11 protein-coding genes are annotated in these 13,798 nt (G+C 59.6%); 5 read left to right on the forward strand and 6 right to left on the reverse strand.

The genetic code is table 11. The annotated features are described in order from the left end of the window. Window positions 1–127: 127 nt before the first annotated feature. Window positions 128–1,591 carry a glyceraldehyde-3-phosphate dehydrogenase gene (locus AC07XF_RS28020; protein WP_007984273.1) on the reverse strand — a complete coding sequence of 488 codons (1,464 nt, stop codon included), beginning with the start codon at window positions 1,589–1,591 and terminating at the stop codon, window positions 128–130. 363 nt (window positions 1,592–1,954) lie between these two features. Between AC07XF_RS28020 and mfd the strand changes: the two genes are divergently transcribed. The 3 genes from mfd to AC07XF_RS28035 are packed head-to-tail and all read left to right on the forward strand — an operon-like array spanning window position 1,955 to window position 8,698. After that, window positions 1,955–5,404 (forward strand): transcription-repair coupling factor, encoded by a 3,450-nt coding sequence (mfd, locus tag AC07XF_RS28025; RefSeq protein ID WP_495029104.1) that lies wholly within the window; start codon window positions 1,955–1,957, stop codon window positions 5,402–5,404. Between the two features lie 10 nt (window positions 5,405–5,414). Continuing rightward, window positions 5,415–5,993 carry a CsiV family protein gene (locus AC07XF_RS28030; RefSeq protein WP_495029105.1) on the forward strand — a complete coding sequence of 193 codons (579 nt, stop codon included), beginning with the start codon at window positions 5,415–5,417 and terminating at the stop codon, window positions 5,991–5,993. Between the two features lie 11 nt (window positions 5,994–6,004). After that, window positions 6,005–8,698 carry an SNF2-related protein gene (locus AC07XF_RS28035; RefSeq protein ID WP_495029106.1) on the forward strand — a complete coding sequence of 898 codons (2,694 nt, stop codon included), beginning with the start codon at window positions 6,005–6,007 and terminating at the stop codon, window positions 8,696–8,698. Between the two features lie 113 nt (window positions 8,699–8,811). On the opposite strand, the gene AC07XF_RS28040 is transcribed toward AC07XF_RS28035, so the two are convergent. The 3 genes from AC07XF_RS28040 to AC07XF_RS28050 all read right to left on the reverse strand — a co-directional run bounded on the left by AC07XF_RS28040 (window position 8,812) and on the right by AC07XF_RS28050 (window position 11,438). Further along, complete coding sequence (locus tag AC07XF_RS28040; protein WP_007991412.1) at window positions 8,812–9,549, reverse strand: S-methyl-5'-thioinosine phosphorylase; 738 nt, start codon at window positions 9,547–9,549, stop codon at window positions 8,812–8,814. 12 nt (window positions 9,550–9,561) lie between these two features. Beyond that, window positions 9,562–10,572: a beta-N-acetylhexosaminidase gene (gene nagZ / locus AC07XF_RS28045; RefSeq protein ID WP_495029107.1), complete on the reverse strand. Its 1,011-nt coding sequence runs from the start codon at window positions 10,570–10,572 to the stop codon at window positions 9,562–9,564. Between the two features lie 158 nt (window positions 10,573–10,730). After that, the gene (locus tag AC07XF_RS28050) at window positions 10,731–11,438 is read right to left on the reverse strand and encodes a TetR/AcrR family transcriptional regulator (protein ID WP_495029108.1); all 708 of its coding nucleotides are present in this window, start codon (window positions 11,436–11,438) and stop codon (window positions 10,731–10,733) included. Window positions 11,439–11,667: 229 nt separating this feature from the next. Between AC07XF_RS28050 and lexA the strand changes: the two genes are divergently transcribed. Both lexA and sulA read left to right on the forward strand, forming a co-directional pair. Further along, complete coding sequence (gene lexA, locus AC07XF_RS28055; RefSeq protein WP_007995278.1) at window positions 11,668–12,276, forward strand: transcriptional repressor LexA; 609 nt, start codon at window positions 11,668–11,670, stop codon at window positions 12,274–12,276. 10 nt (window positions 12,277–12,286) lie between these two features. After that, window positions 12,287–12,763 carry an SOS-induced cell division inhibitor SulA gene (gene sulA, locus AC07XF_RS28060; RefSeq protein ID WP_495029109.1) on the forward strand — a complete coding sequence of 159 codons (477 nt, stop codon included), beginning with the start codon at window positions 12,287–12,289 and terminating at the stop codon, window positions 12,761–12,763. Window positions 12,764–12,842: 79 nt separating this feature from the next. Here sulA and AC07XF_RS28065 read toward each other — a convergent pair whose 3' ends face one another. Together AC07XF_RS28065 and AC07XF_RS28070 are read right to left on the reverse strand one after the other, a co-directional pair. Continuing rightward, the gene (locus AC07XF_RS28065) at window positions 12,843–13,076 is read right to left on the reverse strand and encodes a hypothetical protein (RefSeq protein WP_008023011.1); all 234 of its coding nucleotides are present in this window, start codon (window positions 13,074–13,076) and stop codon (window positions 12,843–12,845) included. Window positions 13,077–13,170: 94 nt separating this feature from the next. After that, window positions 13,171–13,695, reverse strand: coding sequence for a DUF6586 family protein (locus AC07XF_RS28070; protein WP_495029110.1), 525 nt, complete (start codon window positions 13,693–13,695; stop codon window positions 13,171–13,173). Window positions 13,696–13,798 lie beyond the last annotated feature (103 nt).

A 13,798-nucleotide genomic window follows, 5' to 3' on the forward strand; every position in this document is an offset into this window, starting at 1 on the left:
TGCCGCTTTACTGACCGGCATTAACCGCGCCGCCTGTGATTTTTTCGCGAGCAAGCTCGCTCCTACAGAAACCCACAAACAAAAACGCCCCGACCAAGGTCGGGGCGTTTTCATGTGCAGCTAAGGCTTAGCGCGGGAATGCTGGCGGGTTTACACCGGCCATGTCTTCCATCACGCGAACCACCTGGCAGCTGTAACCGAATTCGTTGTCGTACCAAACGTACAGAACAACGCGGTTATCCTGGGTGATGGTCGCTTCTGCGTCCACTACGCCTGCGTGGCGCGAGCCAACGAAGTCGGTGGAAACCACTTCCTGGGAGCTGACGTAGTCGATCTGCTTGTGCAGATCCGAGTGCATGGCCATCTGGCGCAGGTACTCGTTGATCTCTTCGCGAGTGGTAGCCTTTTCCAGGTTCAGGTTCAGGATGGCCATCGACACGTTCGGCGTAGGAACGCGAATCGCGTTGCCGGTCAGCTTGCCCTTGAGCACTGGCAGCGCCTTGGCGGCTGCGGTGGCGGCACCGGTCTCGGTGATAACCATGTTCAGCGGCGCGGCGCGGCCACGACGGCTGCCCTTGTGGAAGTTGTCGATCAGGTTCTGGTCGTTGGTGAACGAGTGAACGGTTTCGACGTGGCCGTTGACGATGCCGTACTTGTCGTTGACTGCCTTGAGCACCGGCACGATGGCGTTGGTGGTGCAGGAAGCCGCCGAGATGATCTTGTCGTCAGGGCTGATGTCGCCATGGTTGATACCGTGCACGATGTTCTTCAGCGCGCCCTTGCCAGGTGCGGTGAGGATCACGCGGGCAGCGCCCGGGCAGGCCAGGTGCTGGCCCAGACCGTCAGCGTCACGCCATACACCGGTGTTGTCGACGATCAGAGCGTTTTCGATGCCGTACTGGGTGTAGTCGACTTCGGCCGGGCTCTTGGCGTAGATAACCTGGATCAGGTTGCCGTTGGCGGTGATGGTGTTGTTGGCTTCATCAATGGTGATGGTGCCATCGAACGGACCATGAACCGAGTCACGACGCAACAGGCTGGCACGCTTGACCAGATCGTTCTCGGCGCCCTTGCGGACAACGATGGCGCGCAGACGCAGGCCGTCGCCACCACCGGTTTTCTCGATCAGGATGCGCGCCAGCAGACGGCCGATACGACCGAAGCCGTAGAGGACAACGTCGGTGCCTTTACGGGCGGAAGCATTTTGCTGGCCAACCACGTCAGCCAGTTCTTCACGGACGAACTGCTCGGCAGTACGGCCATTGCCTTCGGCCTTGAATTTGGCCGCCAGCTTGCCCAGGTCCACCGAAGCGGCGCCGAGCTTGAGCTCGCTCATCGCCTTGATCAGCGGGAATGTTTCGTGGACGGACAGCTCGCTTTCGTCGGACTGACGGTGACGAGCAAAGCGGTGAGCTTTGAGAATCGCAATGACTGAACGATTGATCAGGCTGCGGCCATAGATCGAGCTCACCACGTTGTTATTGCGGTAGAGCTGACCGATAAGCGGAATCATCGCTTCTGCGAGTGCTTCACGGTCGATCCATTCACCAAGACACTGGTCGGGCTTCTGAGTCACGGGAACCTTCCACATGTAGGGGCAGAAAAAAGGGGCTACATTATGCCGCCGAGTGACAGCGGTAGCAATGCGCGCCCGTCGTGCTTTACGTAACAATTCACCGTTCAAAAAATTTACGCCTCGCTCCAGCCCAGTAAAACCGGGGCTTTCAGCGCAGTCAATTTTTTGGAGGTCACGCCTCCTTATCCGTAACCCTCCGTAACACTCATTGTATTTGCCACTACATATTCAGTAATTTCAGGTAAAAAACCGTCGAATTTTGTCTTTACCACTACATTTCGCCATACCCGCGCATTAGGCGCAGTCAGCAACTGACAGGCGGCATCGTAGACCGCTACAATTACCGACTTTGTCGCAACGCTTGGAGCTCAACCTTCCGTGCCCGTTCTGCGTCTACCGCTTCTCCCTGCCGCGGCAGGTAAACAGCACTGGGGCAACCTGCCCGGTGCCGCCCTGAGCCTGGCCATCGCCGAGGCCGCCAGCGCTGCCAAGCGCTTTACCCTGCTACTGACCGCCGACAGCCAAAGTGCCGAACGGCTGGAACAGGAGCTGAGTTTCTTCGCCCCGGATTTGCCCGTATTGCACTTTCCCGACTGGGAAACCCTGCCCTACGACCTGTTCTCGCCGCACCAGGACATCATTTCCCAGCGCATCGCCAGCCTGTATCGGCTGCCGGAACTGAGCCATGGCGTGCTGGTGGTGCCGATCACCACCGCCCTGCATCGCCTCGCACCGACCAAATTCCTGCTCGGCAGCAGCCTGGTGCTGGATATCGGCCAGAAGCTCGACGTCGAGCAAATGCGCACCCGGCTCGAAGCCACGGGTTATCGCTATGTCGATACAGTCTATGAACACGGCGAATTCACCGTTCGCGGTTCGCTGATCGATCTGTTCCCGATGGGCAGCAAGCTGCCGTATCGCATCGACCTGTTCGACGATGAAATCGAAACCCTGCGCACCTTCGATCCGGAGAACCAGCGCTCCATCGACAAAGTCGACTCGGTCAAGTTGTTGCCGGCCAAGGAATTTCCGCTACAGAAAGAAGCGGTCACCCGTTTCAAGGCGCGCTTCCGTGAGCGTTTTGACGTCGACTTCCGCCGTTGCCCGATCTTCCAGGACTTGAGCAGCGGGATTACTCCGGCCGGCATTGAGTACTACCTGCCGCTGTTCTTCGAAGAAACCTCGACGCTGTTCGATTATTTGCCTCAGGACACGCAAGTGTTTTCCCTGCCGGGCATCGAACAAGCGGCGGAAAACTTCTGGAACGACGTGCGCAATCGCTATGAAGAACGCCGCGTCGACCCATCCCGTCCTTTATTGCCACCTGCCGAATTGTTCTTGCCGGTGGAAGACTGCTTCGCCCGCCTGAAGAACTGGCCGCGGGTGGTTGCCAGTCAACAGGACGTGGAAACCGGCGTCGGCCGCGAGCGCTTCCCTTCCCGGGAACTGCCGAACCTTGCCATCGAAGCCAAGGCCACCCAGCCGTTGGCGGCACTGTCGAGCTTCCTCGACGGATTTCCCGGTCGGGTGCTGTTCACTGCCGAATCCGCGGGTCGGCGCGAAGTGCTGCTGGAACTGCTGGAACGCCTGAAGCTGCGACCGAAAACCGTCGACAGCTGGCCGGACTTTGTTGCCGGCAAGGAGCGCCTGGCGATCACCATCGCACCGCTCGACGAAGGCCTGCTGCTCGACGACCCGGCTCTTGCCCTCGTCGCAGAAAGTCCGTTATTTGGCCAACGCGTGATGCAGCGTCGTCGCCGCGAAAAGCGTGCCGACGCCAACAACGATGCTGTCATCAAGAACCTCACCGAGCTACGCGAAGGTGCGCCGGTGGTGCACATCGACCACGGTGTCGGTCGCTACCTGGGCCTGGCAACTCTGGAAATCGACAACCAGACCGCTGAATTCCTCGCCCTGGAATACGCCGAAGGCGCCAAGCTTTATGTGCCCGTGGCCAACCTGCACCTGATCGCCCGCTACACCGGCAGCGACGATGCCCTGGCCCCGCTGCACCGTCTCGGCTCCGAGACCTGGCAGAAAGCCAAGCGCAAGGCCGCCGAACAGGTACGCGACGTGGCCGCCGAACTGCTCGACATCTATGCACGCCGCGCCGCCCGTGAAGGCTACGCTTTCGCCGATCCGAAAGCCGACTACGCCACCTTCAGCGCCGGTTTCCCGTTCGAAGAAACTCCGGACCAGCAAACCACCATCGAAGCGGTGCGCGAAGACATGCTCGCGCCCAAGCCAATGGATCGCCTGGTATGCGGCGATGTGGGTTTCGGCAAGACCGAAGTGGCGATGCGCGCCGCGTTCATTGCCGTGCATGGCGGCAAACAAGTGGCAATCCTGGTGCCAACCACCCTGCTCGCCCAACAGCACTACAACAGCTTCCGCGACCGTTTCGCCGACTGGCCAGTGTCCGTGGAAGTGATGAGTCGCTTCAAGTCGACCAAGGAAGTGAATGCGGCAGTCGCCGATCTGGCCGAAGGCAAAATCGACATCGTCATCGGTACTCACAAGCTGCTGCAGGACGACGTAAAAATCAAAAACCTCGGCCTTGTCATCATCGACGAGGAACACCGTTTCGGCGTGCGCCAGAAAGAACAACTCAAGGCCCTGCGCAGCGAAGTCGACATCCTGACCCTGACCGCCACGCCGATTCCGCGCACGCTGAACATGGCAGTGTCGGGTATGCGCGACCTGTCGATCATCGCCACGCCGCCGGCCCGTCGCTTGTCGGTACGCACCTTTGTCATGGAGCAGAACAAGAGCACGGTCAAAGAGGCCTTGCTGCGTGAGTTGCTGCGTGGCGGTCAGGTCTATTACCTGCACAACGACGTGAAGACCATCGAGAAATGCGCCGCCGACCTCGCCGAACTGGTACCGGAAGCACGGATCGGCATCGGTCACGGGCAGATGCGCGAACGCGAACTCGAACAGGTGATGAGCGACTTCTACCACAAGCGCTTCAACGTGCTGATCGCCTCGACCATCATCGAGACCGGCATCGACGTGCCAAGCGCCAACACCATCATCATCGAGCGTGCCGACAAGTTCGGCCTGGCACAGCTGCACCAGTTGCGCGGCCGGGTCGGACGCAGTCACCACCAGGCGTACGCCTACCTGCTGACGCCACCGCGCCAGCAAATCACCCCGGACGCGGAAAAGCGCCTGGAAGCGATTGCCAACACCCAGGACCTCGGCGCGGGCTTCGTGCTCGCCACCAACGACCTGGAAATCCGTGGTGCCGGCGAACTGCTCGGTGACGGTCAGAGCGGGCAGATCCAGGCAGTCGGCTTCACGCTGTACATGGAAATGCTCGAGCGCGCAGTGAAGTCGATCCGCAAGGGCGAGCAGCCGAACCTCGATCAACCGCTCGGCGGCGGTCCGGAAGTCAACTTGCGCGTACCGGCGTTGATTCCCGAAGACTATCTGCCGGATGTCCACGCCCGCCTGATTCTCTACAAGCGCATTGCCTCGGCCACCGATGAGGATGGCCTCAAGGATTTGCAGGTGGAGATGATCGATCGATTCGGCCTGCTGCCGGAACCGACCAAGAACCTGATCCGCATCACTGCATTGAAATTGCAGGCCGAGCAACTGGGCATCAAGAAAGTCGATGGCGGCCCGCAAGGCGGTCGCGTCGAGTTCGCCGCACAGACGCCGGTCGACCCGCTGACCCTGATCAAACTGATCCAGAGCCAGCCAAAACGCTACAAATTCGAAGGCGCCACGATGTTCAAGTTCATGGTTCCGATGGAGCGCCCGGAAGAGCGCTTTAATACTGTAGAGGCGCTGTTCGAGCGCCTCGTTCCGAAAACTGCTTGAAGGACGCCGCATGCGCCTGTTTCGCTCACTGACCTTGCTGACCCTGTTAATGCCAGCGCTGGTCGCACCCACGGCATTTGCCGATGACCTGTATCAGGTCGAAATGATTCTGGTCCGGCAAAACGCCGTACCGGCGATTGTCAGCCGCGCCGCGCCGGAAGACTGGGCGGCTGGTGCCCAACCCGTCAGCCCCGACAGCCTGCGTACGCCAAGCCTGAATGGCGAGGTGGAAAAACTCACCAGCAGTGCCGACTACACGGTGTTGCTGCACAAGGCCTGGCAACAGACCCTCGGTGAAGCGCCGAGCAAAATCGCGATCAGCGACGGCAAGGAACAGTACGGTCAGTTCCCGATCGAAGGCACGCTGAACGTGAAACTGGGGCGCTTCACTGACGTCGACGCCGATTTCTGGGTCAACCAGATCGACACCAATGGCATGGTGACCGCCAGCGAGCGCTTGAAACAGGAAAGCCACACCAAGAACGGCCAATTGAACTTCCTCGACAACGGCCACCTCGGCCTGTTGATCAAGATCACTTCGCTCACAGCCCCCGCACCTCGGCCAGTCCCCGATGAAATTCCGGACTGATTGAAGTCCCTATGTCTGCGACCCTGAGCAAACCCCTGGCACCTTCGTGGGTCAGCCGATTCAAGGAACAGAGCCTGGAGCGTGGCCGCCGCTACGCGCTGGAGAATCGTGTCAGGATCGTCGAGGCCGGCGACGCAACCATCATCGCCGCGTGCGAAGGCTCGGGCGGTAACGTTTACCGTCAGACCATTCGCCTGCGCGAGTCAGCCAAAGGCACGCTGCTGATGGTCGACGCCACATGCTCCTGCCCGGTCCACAACAACTGCAAACATTGCGCGGCGGTGCTCCTGCAAGTGCAGGAAACCCTCGACTACCCCGCTGCCGCCAAAGACGCCGAACTCCTGGAAAAACTCCAGGCAGTCCTGGAAAACCGCAGCCCGAAAGCACCGCCGCAAGTGCTGGTGGACAATGTGCAACCGGTACCGCGCCTGTGGCTGGCCAGCATCGAGTTCAGCGCGTTCGAACCGCGCAATGGTCGAATGCAGCGCTACATTCAGCATCGCGCGGCGCTGTCTTTCAGTTACCTGGACGAGTACGTTTCCGGACAGAAAAACTCCGACATCCTGATTCGCCAGGAAAGCCAGACGCTGCGGATAAAACGCCACCCGGAAGTGGAACAGTCCTACCGGGAACAGCTGCGAATCCTCGGCTTCAAAGTCGCCACCCGGCAAAGCAAGGCATTGCCGGAAAGTGCCGGCGAGCTGTTCGAGATGGTCAATGACAGCGCCTGGCTGACCTTTACCCTCAATGAACTGCCGAAGTTGCGCACCCAGGGCTGGGAATTGCAGATCGACGAAGACTTCGGTTTCGACCTGACCGCGGTAGACGACTGGTACGCCACTGTCGAACAGGCACCGGAGCGCGACTGGTTCGATCTGGAACTGGGGATCATCGTCAACGGCGAGCGCCTGAGCCTGTTGCCGATCCTGCTCAACCTGATGCGCTCCCACACCGAAATCCTCAACCCGGAACGCTTGGCCCGACGACGCGACGACGAGTTGATCCTGGTAAACATCCCCAACCGTCCGAACTCCGAGCATGGCCCGCTGCAAGTCGCCCTGCCCTTCGGCCGTTTGAAGCCGGTGCTGGCAACCCTCGGCGAGTTCTACCTGCAGGAGCCCGGCGAAACCACACTGCGCCTGAGCAAGGCCGATGCCACGCGCCTGAACCCGCTGGAAGACATGCCACTGCTCTGGGAGGGCGGAGAACAGATCCGCACTTTTGCCCAGCGCTTGCGCGACATCAAGGACCACACGACCACCGCCCCGGAAGGTTTGAACGCGACGCTGCGCCCGTATCAGCTCGAAGGCTTGAGCTGGATGCAATCGCTGCGGCAACTGGACGTGGGCGGAATTCTCGCGGACGACATGGGCCTGGGCAAAACCCTACAGACACTGGCGCACGTTCTGAGCGAGAAAAACGCCGGCCGCCTCGATCGGCCGTGCATGGTCGTGATGCCAACCAGCCTGATCCCCAATTGGCTCGACGAAGCGGCGCACTTTACGCCGCAGCTCAAAGTACTGGCGCTCTACGGTGCCAGCCGCAAAAAACACTTCGACAAACTGGCTGATCACGATCTGATCCTGACCACCTATGCGCTGCTGCCCAAGGATGTCGAACGCCTGGCGGCGCAGCCGTTGCACATACTGGTGCTGGATGAAGCGCAGTACATCAAGAATCCGACCAGCAAGGCCGCCCAGGCTGCCCGCGAGCTCAATGCCCGGCAGCGCCTGTGCCTGAGCGGCACACCACTGGAAAACCATCTCGGTGAACTGTGGTCGCTGTTTCATTTCCTCTTGCCCGGCTGGCTCGGTGACGTCAAAAGCTTCAACCGCGATTACCGCGTACCGATTGAAAAACGCACCAGCGAGGTCAGGCTTCAGCACCTCAACGGCCGGATCAAACCCTTCCTGCTGCGCCGCACCAAGGAACAGGTGGCCACCGAGTTGCCACCGAAAACCGAGATCATCCACTGGGTCGAACTCAACGAGGCCCAGCGTGACGTTTACGAAACCATGCGCCTGGCCATGGACAAGAAAGTCCGTGACGAGATCACCCGCAAGGGTGTGGCCCGCAGCCAGATCATCATTCTCGAAGCACTGCTCAAGCTGCGTCAGGTGTGCTGCGATTTGCGCCTGGTCAACGATGCCACCCTGCCGACCCGCGGCAGCACGTCAGGCAAGCTCGACAGCCTGATGGAAATGCTCGAGGAATTGTTCGAGGAAGGTCGGCGGATCCTGCTGTTCTCGCAGTTCACTTCAATGTTGTCGCTGATCGAAGACGAATTGAACAAGCGCGGAATTGCCTACGCCCTGCTGACCGGCCAGACCCGCGACCGCCGCACACCCGTGAAGGAATTCCAGAGCGGCAAACGTCAGATTTTTCTGATCAGCCTGAAAGCCGGTGGCGTTGGTCTGAACCTGACCGAAGCGGACACCGTGATTCATTACGACCCTTGGTGGAACCCGGCGACGGAAAATCAGGCGACCGACCGGGCGTATCGCATCGGCCAGGAAAAGCCGGTGTTCGTTTACAAATTGATTGCGCGCGGTACGGTGGAAGAAAAGATTCAGCACCTGCAAAAGGAAAAATCCGACCTGGCGGCCGGCGTGCTGGATGGGCGCAAGGCCGGGGACTGGAAGCTGCAGAGCGATGATATTGAGGCGTTGTTTGCGCCACTGCCGGAAAACCTTGAAAAACGCTGAGATTTGCGGCATTTGAAAGATTGCCTTCGCTGGCAAGCCAGCTCCTACAGGTCAACGTGATCCTTGTAGGAGCTGGCTTGCCAGCGAAAGGGTCAACTCGGTGTGAAGGCTAATTACCCTTTCAACACCCGCGCCAGCGTCGACTTCACCTTGCCCATTCCGTCATGCAACGCCTGCTCGATCTCGGCCATGGTGATTACCGCCGTCGACTTGCCCGCCGCCGGGTTCACTACCAGCGCCAGACAGGCGTAATCCAGTTCCAGTTCACGGGCCAGGGCCGCTTCCGGCATGCCGGTCATGCCGACGATGTCGCAGCCATCGCGCTCCAGTCGAGCGATTTCAGCCACTGTCTCCAGGCGCGGTCCTTGAGTGCACGCATACACGCCATGACTGCTGTAGCCCACACCTTCTGCCGCCAACGCCGCGATCAGTTGCTGACGCAACGGTTCGCTGTAGGGGTAGCTGAAGTCGATATGGGTGACGTGTTCCAGATCATCGGCAAAGTAGGTGTGCTCACGACCGCTGGTGTAGTCGATCAACTGATGCGGCACGCAGAAATGCCCGGTGCCCATGGCAGCATGGATGCCGCCCACGGCGTTGACCGCCAGGATGGCTTCGGCACCGGCCTGCTTCAGTGCCCAGAGGTTGGCGCGGTAGTTGACCTGATGCGGCGGAAAACGATGCGGATGACCGTGACGCGCGAGGAAAAGCACTTCCTTGCCGGCATACTCGCCGATCTGAACTTCGGCCGAAGGTGCACCATAAGGCGTGTCCACTGCCAGTGACTGACGAATGCTCAAGCCTTCGAGCTGAGTCAGGCCAGTGCCACCGATAATCGCGTAAACCGTCATAACGAACAGTCCTTAATCAATCAATTGAGCTTCTTTGAGCGCGCCGACAGCGGTGAGCCAGCGCGGGTCCTGACGGTATTCAGAATTGGCGAACGACTGACCGCGCATCCGCGCGATCCGCCCGGATGGCTTGACCTTCAGACGCTGGGCAGCACTCAAGGCAAGCTCGGCAGCCGCACGATCGTTGCAAACAAGCCCCATGTCGCAACCGGCAGTCAGCGCCGCTTCAATTCGACTCGCGGCATCGCCGACCACGTGAGCGCCCGCCATGGACAGGTCATCGCTGAAAATCACCCCGTCGAATTGCAGTTCGCCACGCAAAATATCCTGCAACCAGCGACGGGAAAAACCGGCCGGCTGGGTATCGACTTGTGGATAGATCACATGGGCCGGCATGACCGCGGCGAGTTGCTTGCTCAATTTGGCAAACGGTACCAGGTCGTTGGCGCGGATCTCATCGAGACTGCGCTCATCATTCGGGATCGCGACGTGGGAATCCGCTTCGGCCCAGCCGTGACCCGGGAAGTGCTTGCCGGTGGCCGCCATGCCCGCACTGTTCATCCCGCGGATGAATGCACCGGCCAATTGAGCGGCACGCTCCGGGTCACCCTCGAACGAACGGGTACCCACCACCGCGCTGCGTTGGTAGTCGAGGTCGAGCACCGGGGCGAAACTCAGGTCCAGGCCAACGGCCAGCACTTCAGTCGCCATGATCCAGCCACACTGCTCAGCCAGGTATTCGGCATTCGGGTTGTCGGCAATGGCGCGCATGGCGGGCAAGCGCACGAAACCCTGGCGAAGGCGCTGCACGCGGCCGCCCTCCTGATCCACAGCCAACAACAAATCGGGACGGATGGCGCGGATTGCCGCACTCAATTCACGCACCTGGCGTGGATGCTCGATATTGCGGGCAAAGATGATCAGGCCGCCCACTTCGGGCTGGCGCAACAATTGGCGATCTTCAGCCGTCAGCCAGGTACCGGCGACGTCCACCATCAACGAGCCTTGCAAGCCAGCAGTCATAGATATTCCTTGATAACAGAAAACCCGCCCCGCACGAACGCGCCGCCAAGGGCAAGGCCCGGCAGACTGGCGATATCAATGGGAAACAGGTTCAGAACGAGAGTCGGCATGGGCGGCTAGCTTAGCGGATGTCAGCTGCCGCGCCCACCCATGTGCGGTTATACCTTGGCGGCAACCGGCGTCGACTTGCTACGCGGACGCAATTGAGCAGTGGCCATGGCCGCATCAGTCACACCCGTTTCGGCACGCATGCCGGCAGCCAGGAATGGCACCATCAGGCGCATGACTTGCTCGATGGAGGTGTTCACGCCGAAGTCGGTTTCAGCAATCGCACGCAAGGCCTTGATACCGGACATGCTGAACGCCGCAGCACCCAGCATGAAGTGCACGCGCCAGAACAGTTCGATGGGCGGAATGCGCGGCGCCGCTTCGTTGACCAGCATCATGTAGCGGCGAAACACCTTGCCGTACATGTCTTCCAGATAGCGACGCAAGTGTCCCTGACTCTGACTGAACGCCAGCCCCAGCAAACGCATGAAGATAGACAGATCGTTGCCGCTACGCGGCTGTACCACCAGTGCCTGCTCGACAAGGATTTCCAGCAACTCTTCGAGGGTAGGCTTGATTTCGGGCTTGGCCTGACGCCGCTCCAGCTCTTTATCGAGACTGATGCAGAACGGCCCGAGGAACCGTGAGAAGACCGCCTGAATCAGCGCTTTCTTCGAACCGAAGTGATAGTTCACCGCCGCCAGATTGACACCGGCCTTGCTGGTGATCAGACGCAACGAGGTTTCGGCGAAACCTTTTTCCGCGAACAACTGCTCGGCAGCATCAAGAATGCGTTCAACGGTTTCCGACTGGGCCATGGCTACTCCGCCTGACAAACACTTGTTTGAAACATACGTTTCAGCCTGTGCCTTGTCAAGCCTGGCCGTTCGTTTCGGGAATGGTCGGTCAGACATTTAACCACACAACGGCGAAGCTTCAATCCACTGACTGATTGACCGTCCGGCGGCCACTGAAAAATGGAGCATTGCCAAGACCGCCTCACTGTATATAATCCCAGTCACTGTATAAAAAAACAGAGCGATCAAAATGCTAAAGCTGACGCCACGACAAGCAGAGATTCTGGCTTTCATCAAACGCTGCCTGGAAGACAACGGATATCCACCCACCCGTGCGGAAATCGCTCAGGAACTGGGTTTCAAGTCACCCAATGCGGCGGAAGAACACCTCAAGGCACTGGCCCGCAAGGGCGCAATCGAGATGACGCCTGGCGCCTCCCGTGGCATTCGCATCCCCGGCTTCGAAGCCAAGGCCGACGATTCCACCCTGCCGATCATTGGCCGGGTCGCAGCCGGCGCCCCGATTCTTGCGCAACAACACATCGAAGAGTCCTGCAACATCAACCCTGCCTTCTTCCACCCGCGCGCCGACTACCTGCTGCGCGTTCACGGGATGAGCATGAAGGATATCGGCATTTTCGATGGCGACCTGTTGGCGGTCCACACCACCCGTGAAGCCCGTAACGGCCAGATCGTGGTTGCGCGAATCGGCGACGAAGTGACCGTCAAGCGTTTCAAGCGTGACGGCAGCAAAGTCTGGCTGATTGCCGAGAACCCCGAGTTCGCCCCTATTGAAGTGAACCTTCAAGATCAGGAACTGGTGATCGAAGGCTTGAGTGTCGGCGTCATTCGCCGCTAAAGGAGGCACCATGCAGTTCCCACAGACATCACCACAGCAAACCCAACTGCCGCTGTTCGAAGCGTTCATGGCACAGCCATTGGCGCCGATTCTGAAAGACGTAGTCGAGTCCCCCTGGAGCGTCGAACCTGACGTTTTCAGCGAGCTGTCACTGCGTGGTGCAGCCGGGAACTGCCTGAACCTTCTGGCACCGATCCTCAGGGAATTGAGCCAGGACCAGGACGCACGCTGGCTGACACTGATCGCGCCACCCGCCAGCCTGACTCAAACCTGGTTGCGAGATGCCGGCCTCAACCGCGAACGCATTCTATTGCTGCAACCGCGGGGCACCCAGAGCGCTCAACAACTGACCTGCGAAGCTCTGCGTCTGGGTCGCAGCCACACGGTGGTCAGCTGGATCAACCCACTGAGCCCGCAATCGCGACAACAACTGATCAGCGCCGCCCGCACCGGCGACGCTCAGAGCCTGAACATTCGACTGGGTTAACTGACAGACAAAGCGTGAGGCTTCTCCAAGGACAGAGAAGCCGATGGGTAGCGATATCAAGAAAAACGACAAACGGGGATCAATGAAGAACCCGCGTCCCCTCTTCCTTGTCGAATTCGCCTTCAACCAGGCGACCGGCCATCTGAACACCCACGCTCAACATCGCCTTGGCGACTTCCACGTGCTGCCCTTGCAGGAACGCCTTGGCATCCTCGGAGAAATCCAAAGTAACCAGAGAACCCTCGTCCTCGGCCCTGCGCAGCTCGATACGGCCGTCTGGTAACTCGACAATTTCTAGAAAGGACGTTGGCATAAAGGACTGTTCTCCACGAAAGGCGGGGATTATATAGGCATCGCTCGGGCTTCGCTTGGGATCTTGACCAGATGTCATCATCCAGCTGCTTGTGTCAGCACTCGTTCAACCCTTCACGAAACCGAATCGCCAATCCTTTCAGGTTCTGACGCCAACTCTCCAGCTCCTCCCGACTCAACTCCTCCGGCGCATCTTCCTCATCCAGATTTACAGCCTGGATCAGTGGCTGGGTCACATCCCCTTTCGGCTTGTGCGGCGCCCGTGGCGGCTGAAACAGCGCAGCATGGGCCGCCAACAGTTTGGCTAGCCAGGTCTCCGGGTTATTGACCAACTCAACCATCTCAGCCAATTCCGGAATAGCGATGGTTTCCAGTACCTCGCGTGTCAGCAACAACTCTGCACGGGGCGCATTGGCCTGAGGCAAGCGATAGAAACCGGCGATTTCATGACACAGACCCAACAGAGCACCGTATAGGTGAAACAGCGCAGATTCGCGTCCGGCCTGGATCAGCGCCAGCGAATTCATCGCCCGACCCTCTTCAGTGCGAGCCAGCGCTTCCAGCGACAAGCCGGCGAAATAAATCTTCTGATTGGTGCGGGTATAAAGTTCGTGGGCCATGACGGCAGCCTCCACTACGAAATAATTGCTTCACACAGGTCAGACAGTGTCGTGGATCAGCCGATCCGACCGCAAGCCCCTAATGCCAGTCAGTTAAGCGGTT

Source organism: Pseudomonas sp. GW821-FHT01C01, from assembly GCF_059422645.1.

Coding starts and splice junctions, on each gene's coding strand:
- sulA (WP_495029109.1), top strand. CDS start 12,287: ATGCAGTTCCCACAGACATCACCACAGCAAACCCAACTGCCGCTGTTC.
- AC07XF_RS28070 (WP_495029110.1), bottom strand. CDS start 13,695: ATGGCCCACGAACTTTATACCCGCACCAATCAGAAGATTTATTTCGCC.
- AC07XF_RS28030 (WP_495029105.1), top strand. CDS start 5,415: ATGCGCCTGTTTCGCTCACTGACCTTGCTGACCCTGTTAATGCCAGCG.
- AC07XF_RS28040 (WP_007991412.1), bottom strand. CDS start 9,549: ATGACGGTTTACGCGATTATCGGTGGCACTGGCCTGACTCAGCTCGAA.
- lexA (WP_007995278.1), top strand. CDS start 11,668: ATGCTAAAGCTGACGCCACGACAAGCAGAGATTCTGGCTTTCATCAAA.
- AC07XF_RS28020 (WP_007984273.1), bottom strand. CDS start 1,591: ATGTGGAAGGTTCCCGTGACTCAGAAGCCCGACCAGTGTCTTGGTGAA.
- AC07XF_RS28035 (WP_495029106.1), top strand. CDS start 6,005: ATGTCTGCGACCCTGAGCAAACCCCTGGCACCTTCGTGGGTCAGCCGA.
- AC07XF_RS28050 (WP_495029108.1), bottom strand. CDS start 11,438: ATGGCCCAGTCGGAAACCGTTGAACGCATTCTTGATGCTGCCGAGCAG.
- AC07XF_RS28065 (WP_008023011.1), bottom strand. CDS start 13,076: ATGCCAACGTCCTTTCTAGAAATTGTCGAGTTACCAGACGGCCGTATC.
- nagZ (WP_495029107.1), bottom strand. CDS start 10,572: ATGACTGCTGGCTTGCAAGGCTCGTTGATGGTGGACGTCGCCGGTACC.